This window comes from Streptomyces sp. NBC_01477 (assembly GCF_036227245.1).
GTDB lineage: Bacteria > Actinomycetota > Actinomycetes > Streptomycetales > Streptomycetaceae > Actinacidiphila.
The window spans coordinates 1,868,299-1,890,180 of the sequence record NZ_CP109445.1 but is presented as its reverse complement, the minus strand read 5'-3'; the positions used below and the strand labels follow the sequence as shown (position 1 = coordinate 1,890,180).

Here is a 21,882-nt window from a genome sequence, read left to right as displayed (position 1 = left end):
GGCGCGCGGGGACCTGCGCACGCAACCCCCGCGTGGCGGCACGGTGAACGCCACCGCGAGCGGCACCCACCCAGGAGCGCAAGGACCCACGCACGAGAACGGCCCACCCGTAGGCCCACCCCCGGCCGGAGGCCAAGCACGGGGGCGAACCGCCCGTACCCCCTAAAGCCCCCCCGGCAAGGGAGTGGCCGGGGGCAGCACGACCTCGAAGCGGCACCCGCCCGGCACATTGTGAACAGCGGCCCGCCCGTGATGCGCCTCCACGATCCCGCGAACGATCGCGAGCCCGAGCCCCGCCCCCGCCGGAGGCGTCCTCGCCCCGCTGCCCCGCCACCCCGTGTCGAAGACCCGGGGCAGATCGGCCGGCGGAATCCCGCCGCAACCGTCCGTCACGGACACCACCACCGACCCGGACGCGGCGTCCCGCAGCGCGGAGACCGCGACCGTACCGTCCGCCGGTGTCCGCCGAATCGCGTTGGCCAGCAGATTCGCCAGCACCCGCGTCATCTCCCGGCCGTCGACCTCGATCGGTATCCGCTCGACCCTTTCACCGACCAGCCGCACACCATGCTCCGCGGCGAGCGGATCCGCACCGGCGATGGCGTCGCCGACGAGGTCGTAGACCGACATGCGCGCCGGGCTGAGCGCCAGCACCCCCGCCTGGATGCGGGACAGTTCGAACAGGTCGCCGACCATCCCGCTGAGCCTCTCGACCTCGGCGCGGATCTGCCGGTGGTAGCGGCCGGGGTCCGCCGCTATCCCGTCCTCCAGCGCCTCGGTCATGGCCCGCAGCCCGGCCAGCGGGGTGCGCAGGTCGTGCGAGATCCAGGCGACCAGCTCGCGCCTGGACGCCTCGAGCGCGCGCTCCCGCTCCCGGGAGGCGTCCAGCTTCGCGCTGGTGGCCGCCAGCACGCGGCCCAGCTCGGCGAGTTCGGCCGTGGGCGCGCCCGGGGGCGCGGCGAAGGCGTCGCCGTCACCGAAGGCGCGCGCCGCCGCGGCAAGTGCCCGGCTGCCGGCCACGACCGTGCGGCCGAGCAGCAGCGCCACCCCGAGGGAGACGGCCGCCGCTATCGCGCAGACGGTGGTGACGACGCCGAGGTCGTGCTCCGACAGGAACATCGCCCAGGCCACCGACAGCGTCCCGGCCAGCATCGCGCAGACCGCGACGACGGCGACCACGGCGAGCGACAGCGCGACCGAGCGGTTCCGCAGCTGGCGCAGGGCGGCGGCACCCAGCAGCCCGACGACCGCCGCGCCCACCGCGGCATACGCGGCGATCACCAGCAGATCACGCATCGGCGGCACCGCCCTCCGCGGCCCCGGGCGGCCCCGGGTCGAAGCGGTAGCCGACGCCCCACACCGTACTGATCAGCCGCGGCCTGGCCGGATCGTCCTCGATCTTCTCGCGCAGCCGCCGCACATGCACGGTGACCGTCGACAGGTCGCCGAACTCCCAGCCCCACACCCGCCGCATCAGCTCCTCGCGGCCCAGCACCCGCCCCGGGTGCTGGAGGAAGAAGGACAGCAGGTCGAACTCGCGGATCGTCAGCGGCAATTCCGTGCCGTCCCGCAGCGCCCGGCGGGCGGCCGGGTCGAGGGCGAGCGGCCCCGACCGCAGCCACGGCCCGGGCGCGGGCGGCGAGCCGGCGCGGCGCAGCACCGACTCGACCCGCAGCACCAGCTCGCGCGGCGAGAACGGCTTGGTCACATAGTCGTCCGCGCCGACCTCAAGGCCGAGGATGCGGTCGTCCTCGTCACCCCGCGCGGTGAGCATCACCACCGGCAGCGGCCCCGCCTCCCGTATCGCGCGGCACACCTGGAGCCCGTCCATGCCCGGCAGCATCAGGTCGAGCACGACCAGATCCGGCCGCTCGGCTGCCGCGCGGGCGACCGCGGTCGGGCCGTCCGCGGCCCGCTCCACGGCGAAGCCGGCCCGGTCGAGATAGCCCGCGACGACCTCGGCGACGGTCGGGTCGTCGTCCACGACGAGGATCCGCCGACGCGGCGGCGGTACGGAGACAGGTGCGGTGCTCATGCTGACGAGTCTGGCACCCACCACTGACAGTGACCATGGACCAGCGGTCCAGCACCGCCACCGTCCGTGTTCCGTAAGGATTCTCCGCCCGGATCGCCGCCGCCGGCTCCGTAGCGTGACTCAGCGGTCGGCTGGCCCCGGTGCGGCTGCCCAGGTGCGGTCGAGGAAGTCCGCGATGAGCGGGGCGATCTCGCCGACCTGCTCCTCGAGGGCGAAGTGCCCGGTGCGGAAGAGGTGCAGTTCGGCGTCCGGCACGTCCCGCGTGAAGGCGCGCGCGCCGGCCTCGGTGAAGAACGCGTCCCCCGTGCCCCACACCAGCAGCAGCGGCGGCCGGTGCTGCCGCAGCCACTCCTGCCACCGGGGATAGAGCGCCACATTGCTGCTGTAGTCGTAGAGCAGGTCGAGCTGGATGCCGTGCCGTCCCGGCAGGTCGAGGAAGTGCTGGTCGAGCGTCCAGCCCTCGGGCGCTACGACCGCCGGGTCCGCGGTGCCGCCCTCGTACTGGCCGCGGGTCACCTCCGCGGTGAGCAGACCGGTCACCCGCTCCCGCGACCCCTCGGCCTCGGGCGTCTCCGCCACCAGGCCCCGCGCGAGGTCGCTGAGGCCCTCCTCGTAGGCGTTGCCGTTCTGCACGACCAGGCCGGCGATCCACTCCGGGTGCCTGGTGGCCAGCCGGAAGCCGACGGGTGCGCCGAAGTCGAAGGCGTAGAGAGTGAAGCGGTCCAGGCCGAGTGCGAGGCAGAAGCCCTCGATCGTGTCGGCGAGCCGGTCGAAGGTCCAGCCGCTGTCCGCGGGCAGGTCGCTGTACCCGAAGCCGGGGTAGTCGGGCGCGACGACCCGGTAGTGGCCGCCGAGCGCGTCGATCAGCCGGCGGTACTGGTGCGAGGCGGACGGGAAGCCGTGCAGCAGGAGCAGCACGGGGGCGTCCTCGGCGGCGGGCACTGCCTCCCGGTAGAAGATCCGCAGCCCGTCGACCTCGGTGAACCGGTGTGCCACTTGCGGCAGTTGCAATGCGGGCATGATCGCGTACGCCTCCCCGTGCAGAGGGCGGCTCGGTGCCGCCACGGCCCACACTAATGGCATGAAGGCATTACTTCCATTAGGTACCGTGATCGCGTCCTTGCCTGCGTCGTGCGCCGGGACGCGGAGGGCTCCCGTCCCGCCGTCGTCCTTGCCGCGGTGCGGCGGTGCGGCGGTGCGGCGGTGCGGCGGTGCCGCGCCGGCTCACTGCCGCGATCCGCGGGCGCGCAGATTCGGCACCGCGCCCGCGGCGGTTCACGTAACAGCCGCGGTAGCACCGTTGACACCTCTGCGCCGGGCGTGTCGTACTGACGGGATCGAACTCGATGTCGTAAGGCGGCCCGGCCTTCCGTGCCCGGGCCCCCTGGGGGATTGCGGTGGCGAGGATGGCGGGGATGCTCTATCCGACGACCGATGAGATAACCGCCGGTGCCCGCGCGCTGACGCTGGGCTATCCGGGGATCTGCCGGCTGGGGAGGGTCGGCAGTTCGCGGGCCGGCCGGCCGCTGCTGATGCTCTCGGTGGGCGAAGGCCGTCGCAATGTACTGGTGGTCGCGGGTCCGCACGCCAACGAGGCCGCCGTGGGCGGCGCCACGGCGCTGCGGCTGGCCGGCGGCATCGCCCGGCAGCGAGCACACGGCGAGGACGACGGCAGCAGCTGGCACTTCCTGCTGTGCATCGACCCGGACGGCGCCGCGCTCAACGAGCCCTGGCTGTCCGGCCCCTACACCCTGCGCGGCCACTACGAGCACTTCTTCCGGCCCTGCACGGCGGAGCAGCCCGAGTGGCTGCCGCACGACGACGACACCTGTCCCGCGCTGCCGGAGACCCGCGCCCTGGTCGGCGTCCTCGACATGCTGCGGCCGGTGCTCCAGTGCTCGCTGCACGGCATCGATGTCGGCGGCAGCTTCGTCCAGCTCACCAGCGAGGTGCCGGGAGTGCCGGAACGCATCGGCAAGTCGGCCGCGGAACTGGACATCCCGCTGGAGAGCGGCTCCTCCGACGCCTTCCAGTGGCCGAGCCCCGGCCCCGGCGTCTATGTGATGCCGCCCTGCGAGGACCCCGCGGCCGGCGACGGCGCCCACTCCACCTGGGTGCACGCCAGGCGCTACGACGGTGTGACCGCGATCGTCGAGGTCCCGATGTGGGCCTGCGACCGCAGCGCCGACACCGCCCCGCACCCCGACCCCGACCGCGCCCTGCGCACCGCGGGCGCCGGCCTGCGCCGCGACCTGCCCACCGTGGGACGGGTGCTGGACGCGGTACGCCCGCAGCTCAGGGGGGTGGACTGCGCCCTGCTGCGGACCGTGAGCGAACTGATCGGGCTCGGCCCCGCGCTCACCGCCGACTGGGACCCCGCCGTCCGCGCGCCGGACGCCGCTCCGCTGCCCGACATGACCACCGCCCGGGTGACCAGCATCGAGGTCTACGCCCAGCGCATCCCGCTGCGCGCCGCCGCCATGCTCCGCCAGGTCGCGGACGTCCCCCTGGTCGCCCGGCTCGTCGACAAATGGTGCGAGGCGTACGAGCGCGCCTACCGCCCGCGCTGGGTGCCGGTCAGCGACCAGGTCGAGCAGCAGGCCCGCAGCGTCCTGGCCGTCTACGAGGAACTGCACGCCTGACCGCGCCGTCACCCGTCCGGAGCAGTACGCCCCCGCCCCCGCCGCCGTTCCCGGGGATCATGGGCGGCGGGGGACCGGCAGCCGAGAGCAGGGTGGTCGTCATGACGTCCGACAGAGCGGCAGGCCGCGGCCTGCGCGAGCGGCTGACGCCGGGCCGGATCGCCGTCCTGGTGATCGCGGTGTTCGCGTTGGTCTTCGTCTTCGAGAACACCCACAGCGTCCGCATCCGGCTGATCGTGCCCGAGGTCACCGTCCCGCTGTGGCAGGCACTGCTCGCCACCCTGGTCGCCGGCTGGCTGTGCGGGCGCTTCCTGCGCGGCTCCCGGCGGCGCTGACACCGCCGGGATCTCAGGCCCGCGGCTCGACCAGGGACTTGCCCAGGCACACGCTGAGGTTCTGGTCGCGGTAGTAGCCGAACTTCTTCACCGGTACATAGCCGCAGGATTCGTACAGGGCGATCGCCTCCGGCTGGCGCAGCCCGGTCTCCAGCACCACCCTCGTCCGCCCGGCCGCCGCCGCGCTCGCCTCCAGCTCGGCCAGGATCGCCCGGGCCAGCCCCCGCCCGCGCGCCTGCCGCACCACGAACATCCGCTTGATCTCCGCGTCGCCGTCCTCGTGCCCCTCGGGCGAGGCGTCCTGCGCCCGCCAGCCGCCGCTCGCGACGGGCTCGCCGTCGGCGTCGTAGGCCACCAGGTACAGCCCTTGCGGCGGGTCGAAGTGATCCGCGGCCATCGGGGTGGCGTCCCCCTCGCCGTAACGCTCGGTGTACTCCAGCTGCACCAGGTCGTTCAGCCGCACCGCGGCGGGTTCGTCGTAACGCGTCCTTCTGATCTCCACATCGCCATATTACGTGGTCACAGCCCCTGCCCGTCGCACACCAGTGCGACGCGGTTTCCCGCCCTCCGCCCGCTGCGGGTATCGTCCGTCCGGTGCTGACCGTGACCACCGTGAACGTGAACGGGCTGCGGGCCGCCGCGCGGAAGGGCTTCCTGCCCTGGCTGGCGGAGACCGCGGCCGACGTCGTCTGCCTGCAGGAAGTCCGCGCCGAACCCGACCAGCTCCCCGACGACGTGCGCGACCCCGACGGCTGGCACGCCTACCACGCACCCGCCGCCGCCAAGGGCCGGGCCGGCGTCTCCGTCTACTCCCGGACGGCGCCCGTCGCAGTACGCGTCGGCTTCGGCTCGGCCGAATACGACGCGTCCGGCCGCTACATCGAGGTCGACCTGCCGGGCGACGGTACGACGGCGGGGCTCACCGTCGGCAGCCTGTACCTGCCCACCGGCGAGGCGGAGACCGAGCGGCAGACCGCGAAATACCGCTTCATGGCGGAATTCCGGGGCCACCTCGACGCCCTGCACGAGCGCGCCGCCCGCACCGGCGGCCACGCCCTGGTCTGCGGCGACTGGAACATCGCCCACCAGGAAACCGACCTGCGCAATTGGCGCGGCAATCGCAAGTCCTCCGGCTTCCTGCCTGAGGAACGCGCCTGGCTCACCGACCTCCTGGACCCCGCGACCGGCTGGACGGACGTCGTCCGCAGCCTCCACCCCGGCGTGGAGGGCCCGTACTCGTGGTGGTCCTACCGCGGCAAGGCCTTCGACAATGACGCGGGCTGGCGCATCGACTACCACATGGCGACGCCCAAGCTCGCTTCCGCGGCCACGGCCGCCACGGTGGAACGCGCCCCGACCTACGCCGCCCGCTGGTCCGACCACGCCCCGGTCACGGTGGCCTACACGCTCTGAGACCCGCGGGGAGGCGCGCGACAGGTCCCGCAGGACCCGCACCCGGAGAAGCGGCCCGAGCCCCGCGACACGAGGCGGCGCGCCCCGCACACCCTGGCATTCTGGCGCCGTGACCCGACCAGAAGTGACCGTCGAGATCCCGGCGGACCTGCACCTGTTCCTCCCCGCCGACCGCCGTACCGCACGCACGACCCTGACGACGGACGGCTCCTCCTCGCTCGGCCACGTCGTGGAATCGCTGGGCATCCCGCTGACCGAGGTCGGCGCTCTGGCCGTCGACGGCCGCGAGGTGCCCACCGGACACGTACCGGCGGACGGCGAGCACGTGGAGGTCCGCGCGGTGACCCGCCCGCAAATGGTGCCGGGCGCACCGCTGCGCTTCCTGCTGGGCGTCCACCTCGGCACATTGGCCCGCCGTTTGCGGCTGCTCGGCGTGGACGCGACATATGAGAGCGAGGACATCGGCGACCCGGCGCTCGCCGCGCTCTCCGCGAAGGAGTGCCGCGTGATGCTGTCCCGCGACCGCGGCCTGCTGCGCCGCCGCGAGCTGTGGGCGGGCGGCTACGTCTACAGCGACCGGCCCGAGGAGCAGCTGCGCGACGTCCTGGGCCGCTTCGCGCCCGTCCTGGCCCCGTGGACCCGCTGCGTGGCCTGCAACGGTCTGCTGGCGGAGGCCGACAAGGAGTCCGTACGGGGCCGGCTCGCGGACGGCACCCGCAAGTCCTACGACGTCTTCGCCGAGTGCACCGGCTGCGGCCGGGTCTACTGGCGCGGTGCCCACCACACCCGCCTGTCGGCGCTGGTGGAGCAGACGATGCGCGACTACGGGGACGGCCCGCCGCGCCGCGCCGAGTAGCCGCTCGCCCCTTCCCGCCCCGCCGTCTCACCGACAATCTATTTGCTCTGGACAAAAAAAGTGTTCGGTGAGACGGTGGAGCCATGTTGGACGTGAGCGTGATCGAGGACGCCGAGGCGGCTGCCGTATCCCTGGATCCGATACGGGCCCGGCTGCTCGCGGAGCTGTCCGCGGGACCCGCCTCGGCGACGATGCTGGCCGGGCGGGTGGGCCTGCCGCGGCAGAAGGTGAACTACCACCTCAAGGCGCTGGAGAAGCACGGCCTGGTCGAGCTGGCGGGCGAGCGCAGGAAAGGGAACGTCACCGAGCGGATGATGCGGGCGACCGCGTCGTCGTACGTCATCTCGCCGCTGGCGCTGGCCGCCGTGCAGCCCGACCCGGCGCGCTTCCGGGACCAGTTGTCCGCGCGCTGGCTGCTGGCGGTCGCCGCGCGGCTGGTCAGGGACATCGGCTCGCTGATCACCGGCACCGACCGGGCAGGACAGCGGATCGCCACCTATGCGCTGGACGGCGAGGTGCGCTTCGCCTCCGCTGCCCAACGGGCCGCCTTCGTGGAGGAACTGACCCGCGGCGTCAGCGCGCTGATCACCAAATACCACGACGAGGACGCGCCCGGCGGACGGCCGCACCGGATCGTCGTGGCCCTGCACCCCTCGGTGAAGCCCGCCGCGGCAGCGGCGGAGCACACCCGCCCCGACCTGCCGGCCGGGCACACCGCACAGACCGTGGACAAAGAGGAGCCGTCGCCATGAGGAAACTGATCGTCAGCGAGTTCCTGACCGCGGACGGCGTCATGGAGGCGCCCAACGAGTGGCACGGGCCGTACTTCGACGACGACATGGCCCGCACGGTCGGCGCGCAGATGGCCGCCACCGACGCGCTGCTGCTCGGCCGCGTCACCTACGACGGCTTCGCCGCCGCCTGGCCCGCGATGGCCGACGAACCTGGCGGCGACCACATGAACAGCGTCGCCAAATACGTCGTCTCGCGCACCCTCGACAAGGCCCAGTGGAACAACTCCACCGTCATCGGGGCCGACCCTGTCGACGCCGTCACCCGGCTCAAGGAGCAGGACGGCGGGAACATCACCGTCGCCGGCAGCGCGACGCTCGTCCAGTGGCTGCTCGGCCAGGGCCTGGTGGACGAGATCGACCTGCTCATCGACCCCGTCGTGATCGGCCGCGGCAAGCGGCTCTTCCAGGACGGCCTGCCCGCCACCGCACTGACGGTCGTCAGCTCCGAGATGTTCGGCTCCGGCGTCCACCACATCGTCTACGCGCCCCAGCACGCCTGACCCCGAGGAGAAGTGACGCACCATGTCCAAGCCGTTCGAGATCGCCCGTGAGTTCGAGGTCAAGGCGAGCCCCGGGGAGGTCTTCGCCGCCCTCACCACCGGCGCCGCCGGCTGGCTGTGGCCCAGCGAGTACGAGCCGAGGGCCGGCGGGGCCGCGCCCTTCGGCGGCACCATCACCGCGTGGGACCCGCCGCACCGGCTGACCGCCCGCACCGAGGCGCCCGAGGGCGTGCACGGGCAGACCCTCAACCAGCTCGACCACCTCATCGAGCCCCGCGAGGGCGGCGGTTCATGGGTGCGGTACGTGCACAGCGGCATCTTCGTCGACGACTGGGACAACCAGTACGACGGCGCCAACCGCCACACCGACTTCTACCTGCACACCCTCGGCCAGTACCTGGCGTACTTCAACGGCCGCGCCGCCGTCTGGTCCGCGGTGGACGGGCCGGCCGCGGCCGGCGCCCCCGACGCCCTGGAGCGGGCCTGGCGGGCGCTCGGCCTGCCCGCGGACGCGGCCCAGGGCGCGGCGGTCGGCGTCGACCTGCCCGGCGCCGGACCGGTCTCCGCGGTGGTCGACCACCGCGACCCGTACTTCTTCGGCCTGCGCACCGGCGACGCGATGTACCGCTTCTTCGGCCGCAACCACTGGGGTGCGACGGTCGGCGTCGCCGTCCACGACTTCACCCCCGGCGCGGACGCGGACCGAGTCGGCGCCGACTGGACCGGCTGGTTCGGCCGGGTCTACGCCTGACAGGCGGTTCCTGTTATCCGCGCCCGTGCGCCCGGGTCTCCTGACCGGACCGGGAGCGAGTGCGGGAGGCGGCGGCATGGGCAGCAGAGCGAGGCAGCGGGGGCGGCGGCCGGGAGTGCTGGGTCTGGTGGCACTGGTCGTCGCCGCCTTGTGCGTGGCCGCATATGTCGTCGTGGCCCGGCAGCCGGGCGGCGGCCCGCCCGCCGCCGCGGCGCGGACGGCGACGCCCGCCGCGGCGATGTCCGCGCCGGCTCCCAAGACCTCTGCGGCGGCGCCCACCCCGTCACCCACCCGCGGCACACCGGCGCCGTCGGCCGCACGCACGGACGCACCGCAGAAGAAGCACACGACGACCCCTGCGGCGCCGCAGACGCTCGCGGCGAAACCCGGCACCCGGGTCTTCACCTTCGTCAACCGGCTGTCGCAGACCATCTGGCTGGCCTCGGGCGAACAGACCGTCACCCCCGCCCTCACCACAACCGGTTGGGTGCTGCGTCCCGGCCGTACGCTCAGCGTGCGGGTCCCCGACCACTGGAACGGGCGCTTCTGGGGCCGTACCGGCTGCGCCTTCGACGCCGCCGGGCGCGGGCACTGCGAGACCGGCGACTGCGGCGGCAGATTCCAGTGCCCCGGCTACGGGGCGATCCCGGCCACTCTCGCCGAGTTCAACCTGAACTCCTGGGGCGGCATGGACTTCTACGACGTGAGCCTTGTCGACGGCTCCAACCTGCCGATGTACATCAACCTCGTCGGCGGCAGCACCAAGGACCCGCTCTCCGCCGACGGCTGCTCGGCGGCCGGCTGCACCCGCCCGGTGGACTGCCCCGCCGCCCTCCGCGTCAAGGGCAACGCCTGCGAGTCACCCTGCGGTGTTTTCGGCACCGACCAGTACTGCTGCCGCGGCCATTGGGCGCCGCGCACCGAGTGCCGCCCCGACCAATGGCCCGTCAACTACGCGGCCGTCTTCAAGAAGGCCGAACCCTTCGCCTATTCCTACGTCGACGACGACGCGACCAGCACCTTCACCAGCCGCGGCGAGGCCGGCTACCGCATCACCTTCGCCACCACACCCTGACCGCGCCCCACAGAACCACGGAGAACCGCGCGCCCGATACCCTCTCGGCGCGACCGCAAAACCCGTGCCCCTAGTGGCGGCGTTCGGCGACTCGCCGCCCTCCAGGCGCACCCCCGTCGGCCCGCGAGCACCTAAATTGACCTCAACAGTTGGGAGCACACATGGCCGACCACCGCCTGATGACGCCTCCGCAAGGTGCCCCGGGCATCCTCCGCCGCCGTCAGCCCCCGGCCGTGCCCGGACGCGCGGCGGTCTGACGACCGTGGCGACGTACATCCTCGTCCCGGGCGCCGACGGCACCGCCTGGTACTGGCACCTGGTCGTGCCGCGGTTGCGCGACCGCGGGCACACGGTGGTCACCGTCGACCTGCCGACCGACGACTCCGCGGGGCTCGACGCGTTCGCGGACGCGATCGTCGCCGCCGTCCGGGCCCAGGCGCCCCGCGCCGACCGGCCCGTCGTCCTGGTCGCCCAGTCGCTCGGCGGCTTCTCCGCCCCGCTGATCTGCGACCGCGTCCCGGTCGACCGCATCGTGCTGGTCAACGCGATGGTGCCGCGGCCCGGTGAGACCGCGGGGGAGTGGTGGGGCAACACCGGACAGGCCGCGGCCAGATCCGCGTACGCGGAGGCGACCGGCCGCGGCGCGGACGCCGAGTTCGACCTGCGTGCCGACTTCTTCCACGACGTGCCGCCCGAGGTGGCCGAGGAGGCGCTGGCGGCCCCGCAGTCCGGGCCGCCGTCCGCCGTCTTCGCCCAGCCCTGGCCGCTCGCGGGCTGGCCGCGGGTGCCCACCCGGTTCCTTCAGGGCCGCGACGACCGCTTCTTCCCGCTGCCATTCCAGCGGGACGTCGTACGCGAACGGCTCGGCATGGACGTCGAGGTGCTGCCCGGCGGACATCTGCTCGCCCTCGGGCACCCGCACGAACTCGCAGCCGAGCTGCTGAAGGAGGCGTGATCCCGGCAGTGGGGCCGGGGTGTGAAATAGGGATGTGCAGGATGAAACGGGCGTCTGTGGGGGCTGGGTGACGGATGGGAACCGGGTGTTTGCGAGGATCGTACCGATGACTGCCACAACCTCCGACGCACACGCCGACCGCCGGCCCGGACCCGCGACCAGTCCGGACGCCGACGGCCTGCGCAGCGACGACGCCGAAGACCAGAGCCGCAACCGGCACCGCCGGCCCCGCCGCCGCAAGCGGCGTGTGATGGCCCTGGCGGCCGTCGGCGTGGCCGGACTCGCCGTGGTGGGCGCCGGCTACACGGTCGTCACCCGGCACGCCGGCGCCGCGGCTGCCGACACCGCGGGCCGCCACACCGTCGGCGGACCGGCCGGTACCGCCGCCCTGGCGCCCGGCGCGGCAGCGGCGGCCGCCAGTCCGACGGCCGCCCCCGACGGCTCGGTGGCGATGATCACCGGCCTCGGTCCCAAGACCCGCGCGGCGATCCCGGCCGCCACCCGCCAGGTGCTGGTCGCCTCGGGCAAGGCGAAGAATTCCCCCGACACCGTCGTCACCCTGTGGACCAGGACCGGCAACGGCCGCTGGCAGCCCGGCGCGGCATGGGCCGCGCACAACGCCCTGCACGGCTGGACCGCCAGCCACCACGCGAGCGACCTGCACAGCCCGATCGGGGTGTTCACCCTCAGCGACGCGGGCGGCTTCGACCCCGACCCGGGCACGAAGCTGCCGTACCACCACTCCGCGGCCTTCCAGGCGGGCGGCGTCGGCTTCGACGGCGAACCGCTCGACGAGGCCTTCGACTACGTCATCGCGATCGACTACAACCGCGTCCCGGGCACGTCGCCGCTGGACGGCACACAGCCGCTGGGCGCCAACCGCGGCGGCGGCATCTGGGTCCACGTCGACCACGGCGGCCCCACCCACGGCTGCGTCAGCATCTCGGCCGCCCACATGGTCGACCTGCTGCACACCCTGCTGCCCGCCGACCACCCGGTGATCGTCATGGGCGACCGCGGCTCGCTGGCGACGTAGCGCGGGACCGGTCGTCGGCCGCGCGCCCACGGCCGGTTACTCCTGGGGGAGTACCGGGAGTACGCCATCGCGGTGACGGGGCTGACCGCAGGAGGAGGGGGAAGACCTCCCGCAGGTCGATGTCACATCCGCGCCGCTGCGGGAGTCTGAAGGGGGCAAGAGGGATTGCCCATCTCCCCACGGGCGCACAGGAGGCAACGGCATGGACCACGACCAGGAGCTGGCCGAGTTCGCGCGGCAATGGACCGAGGCCGAGCGGCTGGGCGACGTGGCCGCGCTGGACGCCCTGCTCACCGAGGACTTCACGGCGGTGGGTCCGCAGGGCTTCGTCCTGGACAAGAAGCAGTGGATCGACCGCTATGCCTCGGGCGCGCTCATACACGACGCCTTCACCTGGGAAGAGGTGACGGTCCGCAGGCACGGGCGCGCGGCGGTCGCGGTGGGCGTACAGGGCCAGCAGAGCATCTACGACGGGCGGGACGTCGACGGCCACTTCCGCGTCACCCAGATGATCGTCGCGGACGGCGCGGACTGGAGGCTCGCGGCCCTGCACCTCAGCCCGACCGGCGTACGGCCGGAGCCGGAGGCGTAGACCCGCGGCCTCCTCCGGCCGGCCCGGGCAACTCGACCGCGGCCGTACCGACTTCGCCGATCACCGGCACCCGCGCCCCGGCCTTGGCACAATTGCCGTGAACGGCCGGCGGACACGGCGGCCGGGCGGACAAGGAAACGGGGCGGGCGCGCGATGGCCGATGTGCAGCTGACCGTCGGCGCCGCGCCCGCGGTGGACGCCGAACGCGTCGACCGGCTGACCGGGCAGCTGCGGGGCGACCTGCGGGAGGCCACGGGACTGCTGGTGCGGCGCGCGTACGCCGCAGAGGTGCCGGACGGCGCCATGGCGGGTACGGCGCTGCAGCTCGGCACCCTGGTGGTGAGCGGCGTGTTCTCGGCGGCCACCGTGAAAGGCGTCGTCGATGTGATCCTGCGCCGCCTGGAGCGGTCCGCGGTCACCCAGGCCACCGTCAGCTGGCAGGTCGGTGGGCGGACCGGCACCGTCACCGCGTCCGGCACCGGTGTCCCGGCGGACCAACTCGTCGCCCTGGCCGCGGCATGGGCCAACGCCGATGCCGGCGCCGGCGCCGCGGACAGTGCGGCGCCGGAGCAGGACACGGGCGGAGGGGATACGGCAGGTGGGTCGGCGGATCGCACTGCTGGTCGCGACTGACGGTTACGCCGACCCGGGCCTGAACCAGCTCAGGGCGCCGGGGCGGGAGGCCGACCAGCTCGCCCGGCTGCTGGAGGACCCGGCGGTCGGCCGCTTCGACCTGGTCCGGGTGCTGCTCAACCGGCCCAAGGCCGAGGTCGAGGAGGCCGTCGAGGAGCTGCTGACCGACCGCGCCCCCGACGACCTGGTGCTGCTCTACTTCGCCTGCCACGGCCTGGCCAACGACGCCGACCGGCTGTTCTTCGCGACCGTCGACACCCGGCTGTCGCGGCGCAACACCACCGCGATCCGCGCCTCGTTCGTGCACGACCTGCTCGACGAGTGCGAGGCGGCGGCGAAGATCGTCCTGCTCGACTGCTGCTTCAGCGGCCTGTTCACCCGGGACCTGACCGCGCGGGCCGAGCGCCGGGTGGACGTCGAGCGCGAGGTGGTCGGCAAGGGCACCTTCGTGCTGACCTCCACCACCAGCCTGGCGTACGCCTACGAGGGCACCCGCTTCACCGACAACGGCGAGCCCGCCTCGGTCTTCACCGCCGCCGTCATCGAGGGCCTGCGCACCGGCGCCGCCGACGCCGACCGGGACGGCGTGATCACCCCCGACGAGCTGTACGGCTACGTCTTCGACGCGGTCGTCGCCCAGCTCGGCGAGGAGCAGAAACCCACCAAGAAGGGCTCCTGCAGCGGCCGGGTGGAGCTGGCCTACGCCACCGCCGCCCACCACGGCCGCGGCGGGCACGGCCCCGTGCCGGGCCGCGACGGGTTGATCCTGGCCGACCTGCTGCCGCCGCCGGTGGTCACCACCGACCAGGGGCTGCGCTGCGAAGGCTGGCCCGGCGCGTCACGTTTCGAGGTGCCGGTCGGGCGGATCGAGCACCGCGGCGGCGCCCGGACGGTCACCGCCGACCTGGCGGGACGTGCGGGCCACGCCGCCGTCGTGGGCCGCACCGGCAGCGGCAAGACGACGCTGCTGCGCACCCTGCTGGTGGCCACCGCCTTGACCCATACCCCGGACGAGGCGGAATTCCTGCTGCTCGAAGGCGGTGTGAACGGCCTCGGAGTGCTGCGCGGCCTGCCCCATGTCCGGCAGGTCGCCGCGCCGCACGAGACCGACACCGTCGGGGCGGTGCTGGCCGGTGCGCAGGCCGTGGCCGACGCCCGGCAGAGTCTCTTCCGCAGCCTGGACCTGGAGTCCGCCGACGACTTCCGGGCGCTGCGGGCCTCCCGCGGGCTGCCGCCCGGCCGGCACGCCGACATCTTCCTGGTCATCGACGGGTGGCTCGATTTCGCCCTCACCCGCCCCGCCCTCGCCCATGAGATCCAGCGGATCGCCAATGTGGGGCTCTACTGCGGAGTGCACGTCATGGTCAGCGCCCGGCAGTGGGACACGCTGCCCGGCGAGCTGCTGAGCGTCCTGGAGACCCGGTACGAACTCGCCCTGGACGACCCCGGCGGCTCGCGCTACGACCCGGTGCTCTCCGCCACACTGTCCACCGGCCGCGGCCTGGCAGACGGCCGCCCCTTCCGGATCGCCGCGCCGCGGATGGTTCAGGACGGCGGCGACCGCGAGGCGCTCGGCGCGCTCGGCGCCCGGATCACCGCGGAATGGGCCGCCCCGCCGCCGGCCGAGCCGCAGGCCGTCGCCGACCCGCTGAAGGCGGAGACCCGGCTGGCCGCGCTCCTCGGCATTGCGGAGCCCGCCGCCTATGACCCCGGCGCGGCCTGGCAGGGCGCCCGCCCGCACGGCTTCCTGCGGGTGCCGGTCGGCGTCACGGAGGACGGCGGGACCGTGCTGCTCGACCTCAAGGACGGCGCCCAGGGCGGCGCCGGGCCGCACGGGGTGTGCGTGGGCGCCACCGGCTCCGGCAAGTCCGAGCTGATGCGTACCGTCGTCATGGCGCTGGCCCTCACCCACCCGCCGGAGGAGATCAGCTTCGCGCTGATCGACTACAAGGGCGCCGCCGCCTTCGCCGGTTTCGGCCGGCTCCCGCACACCTCGGCACTGATGACAAGCCTGGCGGAGAAGCCGGATCTCGTCACCCGGATGGAGCAGGTGCTGACCGGCGAGATGAGCCGCCGTCAGGAGATGCTGCGGGAGAGCAGCTTCGCCACCGTGGGGGCGTACGAGCAGGCGCGGTGGGCGGGGGTGCCGCTGCCGCCGCTGCCCAGGCTGCTGGTGGTCATCGACGACTACGACGAGCTGCTGACCGCCTGGCCGTCCGTGGGCGACGTCCTGCGCACGCTCGCCAGGGCCGGCCGCAGCGTGGGCATCCACCTGCTGATGGGCGCCCAGCGGCTGGGCCCGCCCCTGCGCGGCGACCTCATCGGCGCGTTCGGCTACCGGATCGCGCTGCGGGCCTTCTCACCGGCGGACAGCGCGGCCGTACTCGGCAGCTCCGACGCGGCCTCCCTGCCGCCCGCACCGGGTTCCGGCTATCTGCTGGCCGATGGAGCGCCGACCCGGTTCAGGGCCGCCTTCGCCTCGTACACCCAGCCGTTCACGGACGTCGTGGGCGAGCCGCGGCCCGCCGAGTACGAACTGCTGGCGTTCCGGATGGCCGGGGTCACCTCGCGCGCGCACCGGATGTGGCTGCCGCCGCTCGACGCCCCGGCCTCCCTCGCCGCGCTGCTCACCACGCTCCCGCCGGGCGCGCCGACACTGGCCGACCCGGCGGCGTACGGCCGGCTGCGGGCCCCGGTCGGGCAGGTCGACCGGCCCGCGGACCATACGATCGCCGCGCTGGTCGCCGACCTGTCCAGCCGCAGCGGACACCTGGCGGTGGTCGGCGGGCCGCAGTCGGGCAAGACCACGCTCGTCAGCACCCTGCTCTGCTCGCTCGCGCTGACCCACACCCCGCGGCAGGTCCGCTTTCTCTGCCTCGACTTCGGCGGCGGCGACCTGGGCCGTCTCGCGGACCTGCCGCATGTCGGCGGGACCGCCGACCGGGTGGACCCGGAGCGGGTGGTGGCCGTGGTGGAGGACGCGGTGCGGGTGTGGAAGGCCCGCGAGGAGCGCCTCTCGGCGCAGGGCGGCCACCGGTCGCCGGACGACGACCGCGCCGCCGCCGGCGCGGCACCGGGCGGCGCGGACGACCCGGGAGACGAGGCGGGGACCGGTGACCTCCTGCTGGTCATCGACGGATGGCAGGTGCTGCGCAAGGAGTTCGAGCAGCTGGAAGAGCAGGTGGAGAGCCTGCTGCGGTACGGGTCCGGCTGCGGCATCCACGTCGTCGTCACGGCGAACGGCTGGCGCGACATCCCGCGCACCCTGCACGAGCAGTTCAGCACCCGGTACGAGCTGCGGCTGACCGACCCCGCCGACTCCGAACTGGGCCGTTCCGCCGCGGCAATGGTCCCGACGTTCACCCCCGGCAGGGGCATCACCGCGGACGCCCAGCACTTCAGGAGCGCGCTGCCGCGCATCGACGGCGCCGGCACGGCCGACGGGCTCGGCGACGCGCTCGGCGCCCTGGCCGAGCAGGTGGGCAAGAGCGCGCCCGGCCCCGCCGTGCGCAAGGTGCGGGTGCTGCCCAGCCTGATCACGCTCGCCGAACTCCACACCGCGGCCCCGCCGTCCCGGCGGTTCGTCCCGCTGGGCGTCGCCGAGGGCACGCTCGCCCCGGTCGGCTGGGACTTCACCGCGGAGCAGCATCTGCTGATCTACGGCGCGCCGGGCTCGGGCCGGACCAACGCGCTGCGAGTGCTGGCCCGCGGCATCACGGCGGCCCACCCGCCCGACGGCGCCATGATCGCCGTGGTGGATTACCGCGGGGCGCTCGCCGACGCGGTGGAAGGACCCCACCTGCTCAGTCACGCCGCCTCGCGCGACGTCCTCAAGGGGCAGATCGGCGAGCTGTGCGAGGTCCTGCGCGGGCGGGCCTCCGATGTGCGGACCCTGCCGCGCCAGGCGACCGCCGCGCCCCGGCTGCCGAGGCCCGAGGCGTACGTCCTGGTGGACGACTACGACATGGTGGCGCCGCGGGGCGACGACCCGTTCACCCCGCTGGCCGAATTCCTGCCGGTGGCCCGGCAGATCGGCCTGCACCTGGTGGTGGTCCGCAGCGCGGCCAATGCGGCGACATGGCAGTCCGACGCCTTGCCGCGGGCACTGAGCGACGCGGAGACCGGCGGCATCCTGCTGTCCGCCGACCGCGCCCACGGGCCGCTGTTCGCCACCGCCCGGCCGCGGCGCTTCCGCCAGCCGGGCCGGGCCGAAGTGCACACGCGCGGCCGGAGCACCACCGTCCAGCTCGCCCAGGTGCCGCCGGGACCCGTGGGGTTCGTGGCGCTGCGACCCGCGCCCTGAGCCGCCGGTGCGCCCCGCGGCGGACCGACCACCGCGGGGCGCACCTGTCAGGGGCGGCGGGCCGCCGGCCGAGGGCTCAGCCGCGCGTCAGGACCGTCGCCTGGACCTGGTTCAGGCCCTTCCAGTCGTTGGAGGCCACCGTGGCGTGCGCCTTGGCCAATTGCGCGACCCTGGCCTGTGCGTCGGCCGGCGCGGGATTCACGTCGTCCAGCGCGGGCGCCACATTCTGCGAGTCGGTCATGAAGAGCAGGTAGTGGTGCGTGTCGTACCAGCTCGTGTCGATGCTGCCGTTGAGATAGGTGGCGGCGTCACCGTCGAAGGCCACGAACCACGGCCGCAGTGAGCTGTCCGAATACCGCGTCCTGGGGTCGCCCGCCTGGGCGGTGTGGACCGAGGGGAAGATGTTCGCCTGCGCGGTCTTGCCCTGGGTGTGCAGGTCCCGCAGGTAGCCCGCGTATTCCTTGTCGGTCCACAGCGTGTCGGTGGGGTTGGCCTCCTCGACCGTGCCGGGGATGACTTCGAGCAGCACCTTGCCCGCGAGCTGGGCGCGGCTCGGCCAGTTGCCGGCGTTCGCGGCGTCGTCCAGGGTGGCGTACTGCCCGCCGCCCGGCTTGTTCAGCAGGTCGTTCGGCTTGAACACCAGACTGCCCAGGTGGGCGCTGATCGACTGGTCGAGCTTGGCGGCGCTCATCCCGAAGGTGGCCTGGAAGCCCGCCTTCATCTCCAGCTTGATGATCAGCGGCCCGTGCCCGGGATGCGCCCCGAGCCACACCCGTACGTCGTCCAGGCAGCTCTCCAGGTCCTTGTTGGCCCCGCCGGTGTAGAGCTGGGCGGCGGAGGACGCGTTGACGCAGTTGTTGCTGTTCCCGGTCGGGTTGGAGTGGCTGACCTTCCATTCCTGGGTGAGGAAGTCGTCCCACACGTCGAGTTCGATCATCGAGGTGCCCGAGTCGAGCGCCTGAGCGAGATACGTGAACGCGGCGGGATCGTAGGTGTTGTGCAGCCCGGACGTCGTGGTGCCGGACAGCGGCAGCGCATCGGTGTCGGCGGCCGAAGCGTTGCCGCCGCCGGGGCCCGCGACGGTGAAGGCGAGGCAGGCGGCGAGCGCGCCGAGCAGTGCGGTGCGCGCGGTGGCGCGCGGGCGAAGCGGAAGGCGGCGGGTCAGCGGACCGGTCACGTGTGTCCTCCTGTGGGGGTGGCTCTCCGTCAGAACGGTGTCGTCCGTGGGTGAAGCGACGGAGACATGACACGTAACACGGCCTGCATTCCTGCTGTCACCTCCGAGTTCGGCCACATTGCCGCCGGCCCGGCGCGATCGTCCCTGGCTCGGGCTTCACGACACGCCGAGCAGCCGCAGCACGGCGGTGGTCGCGGCGGCTGCGAGGACCACCGCGAGGAAGGGCGCCCCGCGCCACGCGCACAGCGCACCCACCGCCACCCCCGCGGGCCGGGCGGGCCCGGCGAAGGCGTGCGCGTCGGTGAGCGCGGACGTGGCGACCAGCGCGGCGAGCAGCACCACCACCGCGACGCCCACCAGCCGTTCGGCGCGGGGCGGCAGCGTCACCCGGGAGCGCAGTACGGGACCGGCGAAGCGGAAGGCGAAGGTGCCCGCGCCCAGGACCGCGGTGGCGGCCACCAGACCTGCCTGCGTGCTCATCGCGGCCCCTTGGCGGCGGCCCGGCGCCCGTCGAGCCGCGTACCGGCCGCGGCGACCCCGGCCAGCGCGAGCAGCACGGGCAGGCCCGCAGGCAGGAAGGGCGCCGCGGCCAGCGCGATCAGCACCCCGGCGAGGGCCGCCCTGCGGGTCGGCGCCGTCCCCAGCGACGGCAGCAGCAGGGCGATCAGCACTGCGGGGAAGGCGGCGTCGAGCCCCAGCGCGTCGGTGTCGCCCACCGCCTGCCCGCCGAAAGTGCCCAGCACCACACCGGCGTTCCAGCTGACGAACAGCCCCGTGCCGCACAACCAGTACGCCGTACGCCGCCGGGCCGGTTCGTCCTGCGCCAGCGCGAAGGCCACCGTCTCGTCCACCATCAGGTGGCTGCCGACGATCCGCCGCAGCCGGCCCGCGCCGAAGACGTCGCCCAGGGCGAAGCCGAACGGCACATGACGGGCGTTCACCAGCAGCGCCGCGGCCGCCGCGGCGACCGGATTGCCGCCCGCGCCCAGCAGGCCGATGAAAAGGAACTGCGACGCGCCCGCGAAGACGACCAGGGACAGCAGCATCGGCAGCCAGGCCGGCAGGCCGAGTCCGACCGCGATCGCACCGAAGGACACCCCGACCACTGCGTCGGCGGCGCACACCAGCGCAATGTCCCGCGCCAGGCTGCGCGTTGGAGCTCGTCTTGTTCGCCATGTCGAACGCATCGTCGCCTATGCTGAACACTCAGGGAGTCGTTCGTCAAGGCGAACACATCGACTTCTCCGGCGAACGAAGGAGTGGCGTGGCACACGACGAGAAATCTCCTGGCGGCCCCCCGCTCGCCGTCATCGCGGCCTCGCTCCAGCGTGAACGCCGCCGCGTCGGCCTCTCGCTCGCCGAGGTGGCCCGCCGCGCCGGCATCGCCAAGTCGACGCTGTCCCAGCTGGAATCGGGCACCGGCAACCCGAGCGTGGAGACGCTGTGGGCGCTCAGTGTCACTCTCGACGTGCCCTTCGCCCAGCTCGTGGAGCCGCCGCGCCCCCGGGTGCAGATCATCAGGGCGGGCGAGGGCCCCGCCTTCGCCGCCGAACGCGCCGACTACGTGGCCACCTTGCTCGCCTCGTCCCCGCCCCACACCCGGCGCGACATCTACCTGGTGTCCGCGCAGCCCGGCACCGCCCGCGAGTCCGACCCGCACATGCCGGGAGTCGTCGAGCACGTGGTGCTCAGCACCGGCCGCGCCCTGGTCGGCATCGCGGAGGACCCGGTCGAACTCGCCCCCGGCGACTACGTCTCCTACCCGGGCGACATCGCCCACGTCTTCCGGGCCCTCGAACCGGACACCCTCGCCGTGCTCGTACAGGAACACCGCTGACCCGCCGACCGGACGGAGCCGCCGCCATGCCGGAACAGCCGGAACCGTACGGACCCGCCGTACGGACCGAGCGCGAGGGGGCGGTGACCACCGTCGTGCTGTCCCGCCCCGCGGCCCGCAACGCCGTGGACGGCCCCACCGCACGGGCACTCGCCGACGCCTTCCGCGCCTTCGACGCCGACGACGGAGCGGCCGTCGCGGTGCTCTGGGGCGAGGGCGGCACCTTCTGCGCGGGCGCCGACCTCAAGGCGATCGGCACTGCCCGCGGCAATAGCGTCACCGACGTCCCCGGCGGCCCCATCGCCGCAGGCGCGGCCCATGGCGACGGCGCGGCACCGCATGGTGACGGCGTCGCACATGGCGACGGTCCCATGGGGCCCACCAGGATGCGGCTCGGCAAACCGGTCATCGCGGCCGTGTCGGGACACGCGGTCGCGGGCGGCCTTGAGCTGGCGCTGTGGTGCGACCTGCGTGTCGCGGAGGAGTCCGCCGTCTTCGGCGTCTTCTGCCGTCGCTGGGGCGTCCCGCTGATCGACGGCGGCACCGTACGGCTGCCCCGGCTCATCGGCGCCGGCCGCGCCATGGACCTCGTCCTCACCGGCCGGCCGGTGGACGCGGCCGAGGCACTGGCCATCGGCCTCGCCGACCGCGTCGTCCCCACCGGCGCCGCCCGCGCCGCGGCCGAGCGACTCGCGGCCGAGATCGCCGCCTTCCCGCAGACCTGCCTGCGCCACGACCGGCTCGCCCTGCTGGAGCAGCAGGGACTGCCGGAAGACGCCGCCCTTGCCGTGGAATTGACCCACGGCCGCGTCTCCCTGGCCGAGGCGGCACAAGGCGCGGCCCGCTTCGCCGCGGGCGAGGGACGGCACGGCGCCTTCGGCGGCTGACTTAAAGCCAGGACGCGCTCGCCGGAGGGGCGTTGACGGAAGGCGCCCAAGCGGTCGACGC

The 21,882-nt window shown here is 73.8% G+C and carries 22 protein-coding genes; 15 read left to right on the top strand and 7 right to left on the bottom strand.

Annotated elements, in window-relative coordinates:
- Positions 1-162: 162 nt before the first annotated feature.
- From OHA86_RS07390 to OHA86_RS07380, 3 genes are all read right to left on the bottom strand, one after another.
- Entirely contained in the window at positions 163-1,296 is a 1,134-nt protein-coding gene (locus OHA86_RS07390) for a sensor histidine kinase (RefSeq protein WP_329173504.1), read from the bottom strand.
- On the bottom strand, positions 1,289-2,035 hold the full coding sequence (locus OHA86_RS07385; RefSeq protein ID WP_329173502.1) for a response regulator transcription factor: 747 nt from the start codon (positions 2,033-2,035) through the stop codon (positions 1,289-1,291). Before OHA86_RS07385 ends, OHA86_RS07390 begins: the two co-directional genes overlap by 8 nt.
- Positions 2,036-2,155: 120 nt before the next feature.
- Entirely contained in the window at positions 2,156-3,055 is a 900-nt protein-coding gene (locus tag OHA86_RS07380) for an alpha/beta fold hydrolase (RefSeq protein WP_329173501.1), read from the bottom strand.
- A 395-nt stretch (positions 3,056-3,450) separates the two neighbouring features.
- Here OHA86_RS07380 and OHA86_RS07375 point away from each other — a divergent pair, with 395 nt between their 5' ends.
- Positions 3,451-4,677: a M14 family zinc carboxypeptidase gene (locus tag OHA86_RS07375; protein ID WP_329173499.1), complete on the top strand. Its 1,227-nt coding sequence runs from the start codon at positions 3,451-3,453 to the stop codon at positions 4,675-4,677.
- A 101-nt stretch (positions 4,678-4,778) separates the two neighbouring features.
- Positions 4,779-5,012, top strand: coding sequence for a DUF1049 domain-containing protein (locus tag OHA86_RS07370; RefSeq protein ID WP_329173498.1), 234 nt, complete (start codon positions 4,779-4,781; stop codon positions 5,010-5,012).
- A gap of 13 nt (positions 5,013-5,025) precedes the next feature.
- Here the strand turns inward: OHA86_RS07370 and OHA86_RS07365 are convergent, their stop codons facing one another.
- Positions 5,026-5,514, bottom strand: coding sequence for a GNAT family N-acetyltransferase (locus tag OHA86_RS07365; protein WP_329173496.1), 489 nt, complete (start codon positions 5,512-5,514; stop codon positions 5,026-5,028).
- Positions 5,515-5,606: 92 nt separating this feature from the next.
- Between OHA86_RS07365 and OHA86_RS07360 the strand changes: the two genes are divergently transcribed.
- The 11 genes from OHA86_RS07360 (at position 5,607) to eccCb (ending at position 17,920) form a co-directional block, all read left to right on the top strand.
- Positions 5,607-6,425, top strand: a complete 819-nt coding sequence (locus OHA86_RS07360) for an exodeoxyribonuclease III (protein WP_329173494.1) — start codon at positions 5,607-5,609, stop codon at positions 6,423-6,425.
- Between the two features lie 109 nt (positions 6,426-6,534).
- Positions 6,535-7,281: a Mut7-C RNAse domain-containing protein gene (locus tag OHA86_RS07355; RefSeq protein ID WP_329173492.1), complete on the top strand. Its 747-nt coding sequence runs from the start codon at positions 6,535-6,537 to the stop codon at positions 7,279-7,281.
- 83 nt (positions 7,282-7,364) lie between these two features.
- A complete protein-coding gene (locus OHA86_RS07350; RefSeq protein WP_329173491.1) occupies positions 7,365-8,033 on the top strand; it encodes an ArsR/SmtB family transcription factor in 669 nt (222 codons plus the stop codon).
- Positions 8,030-8,575, top strand: coding sequence for a dihydrofolate reductase family protein (locus OHA86_RS07345; RefSeq protein ID WP_329173489.1), 546 nt, complete (start codon positions 8,030-8,032; stop codon positions 8,573-8,575). The genes OHA86_RS07350 and OHA86_RS07345 overlap by 4 nt, the downstream gene beginning before the upstream one ends.
- 22 nt (positions 8,576-8,597) lie before the next feature.
- On the top strand, positions 8,598-9,326 hold the full coding sequence (locus OHA86_RS07340; protein WP_329173488.1) for an SRPBCC family protein: 729 nt from the start codon (positions 8,598-8,600) through the stop codon (positions 9,324-9,326).
- 76 nt (positions 9,327-9,402) lie between these two features.
- Entirely contained in the window at positions 9,403-10,401 is a 999-nt protein-coding gene (locus OHA86_RS07335; protein WP_329173486.1) for a thaumatin family protein, read from the top strand.
- 262 nt (positions 10,402-10,663) lie between these two features.
- The gene (locus OHA86_RS07330) at positions 10,664-11,356 is read left to right on the top strand and encodes an alpha/beta fold hydrolase (protein WP_329173484.1); all 693 of its coding nucleotides are present in this window, start codon (positions 10,664-10,666) and stop codon (positions 11,354-11,356) included.
- Positions 11,357-11,462: 106 nt separating this feature from the next.
- A complete protein-coding gene (locus OHA86_RS07325; protein WP_329173482.1) occupies positions 11,463-12,392 on the top strand; it encodes a L,D-transpeptidase family protein in 930 nt (309 codons plus the stop codon).
- A gap of 202 nt (positions 12,393-12,594) precedes the next feature.
- A complete protein-coding gene (locus tag OHA86_RS07320; RefSeq protein ID WP_329173480.1) occupies positions 12,595-12,984 on the top strand; it encodes a nuclear transport factor 2 family protein in 390 nt (129 codons plus the stop codon).
- A 153-nt stretch (positions 12,985-13,137) separates the two neighbouring features.
- Positions 13,138-13,617 carry a hypothetical protein gene (locus OHA86_RS07315; protein WP_329173479.1) on the top strand — a complete coding sequence of 160 codons (480 nt, stop codon included), beginning with the start codon at positions 13,138-13,140 and terminating at the stop codon, positions 13,615-13,617.
- Complete coding sequence (eccCb, locus tag OHA86_RS07310) at positions 13,583-17,920, top strand: type VII secretion protein EccCb (RefSeq protein WP_329173477.1); 4,338 nt, start codon at positions 13,583-13,585, stop codon at positions 17,918-17,920. Before OHA86_RS07315 ends, eccCb begins: the two co-directional genes overlap by 35 nt.
- Before the next feature lie 76 nt (positions 17,921-17,996).
- On the opposite strand, the gene OHA86_RS07305 is transcribed toward eccCb, so the two are convergent.
- The 3 genes from OHA86_RS07305 to OHA86_RS07295 form a co-directional block, all read right to left on the bottom strand.
- Positions 17,997-19,097 (bottom strand): phosphatidylinositol-specific phospholipase C domain-containing protein, encoded by a 1,101-nt coding sequence (locus OHA86_RS07305; protein WP_329173475.1) that lies wholly within the window; start codon positions 19,095-19,097, stop codon positions 17,997-17,999.
- Between the two features lie 156 nt (positions 19,098-19,253).
- Positions 19,254-19,577: an AzlD domain-containing protein gene (locus tag OHA86_RS07300; RefSeq protein WP_329173473.1), complete on the bottom strand. Its 324-nt coding sequence runs from the start codon at positions 19,575-19,577 to the stop codon at positions 19,254-19,256.
- Positions 19,574-20,221, bottom strand: coding sequence for an AzlC family ABC transporter permease (locus OHA86_RS07295; RefSeq protein WP_443071654.1), 648 nt, complete (start codon positions 20,219-20,221; stop codon positions 19,574-19,576). Before OHA86_RS07295 ends, OHA86_RS07300 begins: the two co-directional genes overlap by 4 nt.
- Before the next feature lie 140 nt (positions 20,222-20,361).
- Here OHA86_RS07295 and OHA86_RS07290 point away from each other — a divergent pair, with 140 nt between their 5' ends.
- The gene (locus OHA86_RS07290) at positions 20,362-20,934 is read left to right on the top strand and encodes a helix-turn-helix domain-containing protein (RefSeq protein ID WP_329173471.1); all 573 of its coding nucleotides are present in this window, start codon (positions 20,362-20,364) and stop codon (positions 20,932-20,934) included.
- 26 nt (positions 20,935-20,960) lie between these two features.
- A complete protein-coding gene (locus tag OHA86_RS07285; RefSeq protein ID WP_329173469.1) occupies positions 20,961-21,821 on the top strand; it encodes a crotonase/enoyl-CoA hydratase family protein in 861 nt (286 codons plus the stop codon).
- Positions 21,822-21,882: the final 61 nt, after the last annotated feature.

Coding starts and splice junctions, on each gene's coding strand:
- OHA86_RS07350 (WP_329173491.1), top strand. CDS start 7,365: ATGTTGGACGTGAGCGTGATCGAGGACGCCGAGGCGGCTGCCGTATCC.
- OHA86_RS07390 (WP_329173504.1), bottom strand. CDS start 1,296: ATGCGTGATCTGCTGGTGATCGCCGCGTATGCCGCGGTGGGCGCGGCG.
- OHA86_RS07340 (WP_329173488.1), top strand. CDS start 8,598: ATGTCCAAGCCGTTCGAGATCGCCCGTGAGTTCGAGGTCAAGGCGAGC.
- OHA86_RS07285 (WP_329173469.1), top strand. CDS start 20,961: ATGCCGGAACAGCCGGAACCGTACGGACCCGCCGTACGGACCGAGCGC.
- OHA86_RS07325 (WP_329173482.1), top strand. CDS start 11,463: ATGACTGCCACAACCTCCGACGCACACGCCGACCGCCGGCCCGGACCC.
- OHA86_RS07320 (WP_329173480.1), top strand. CDS start 12,595: ATGGACCACGACCAGGAGCTGGCCGAGTTCGCGCGGCAATGGACCGAG.
- OHA86_RS07370 (WP_329173498.1), top strand. CDS start 4,779: ATGACGTCCGACAGAGCGGCAGGCCGCGGCCTGCGCGAGCGGCTGACG.
- OHA86_RS07345 (WP_329173489.1), top strand. CDS start 8,030: ATGAGGAAACTGATCGTCAGCGAGTTCCTGACCGCGGACGGCGTCATG.
- OHA86_RS07380 (WP_329173501.1), bottom strand. CDS start 3,055: ATGCCCGCATTGCAACTGCCGCAAGTGGCACACCGGTTCACCGAGGTC.
- OHA86_RS07315 (WP_329173479.1), top strand. CDS start 13,138: ATGGCCGATGTGCAGCTGACCGTCGGCGCCGCGCCCGCGGTGGACGCC.
- OHA86_RS07385 (WP_329173502.1), bottom strand. CDS start 2,035: ATGAGCACCGCACCTGTCTCCGTACCGCCGCCGCGTCGGCGGATCCTC.
- OHA86_RS07375 (WP_329173499.1), top strand. CDS start 3,451: ATGCTCTATCCGACGACCGATGAGATAACCGCCGGTGCCCGCGCGCTG.
- OHA86_RS07300 (WP_329173473.1), bottom strand. CDS start 19,577: ATGAGCACGCAGGCAGGTCTGGTGGCCGCCACCGCGGTCCTGGGCGCG.
- OHA86_RS07335 (WP_329173486.1), top strand. CDS start 9,403: ATGGGCAGCAGAGCGAGGCAGCGGGGGCGGCGGCCGGGAGTGCTGGGT.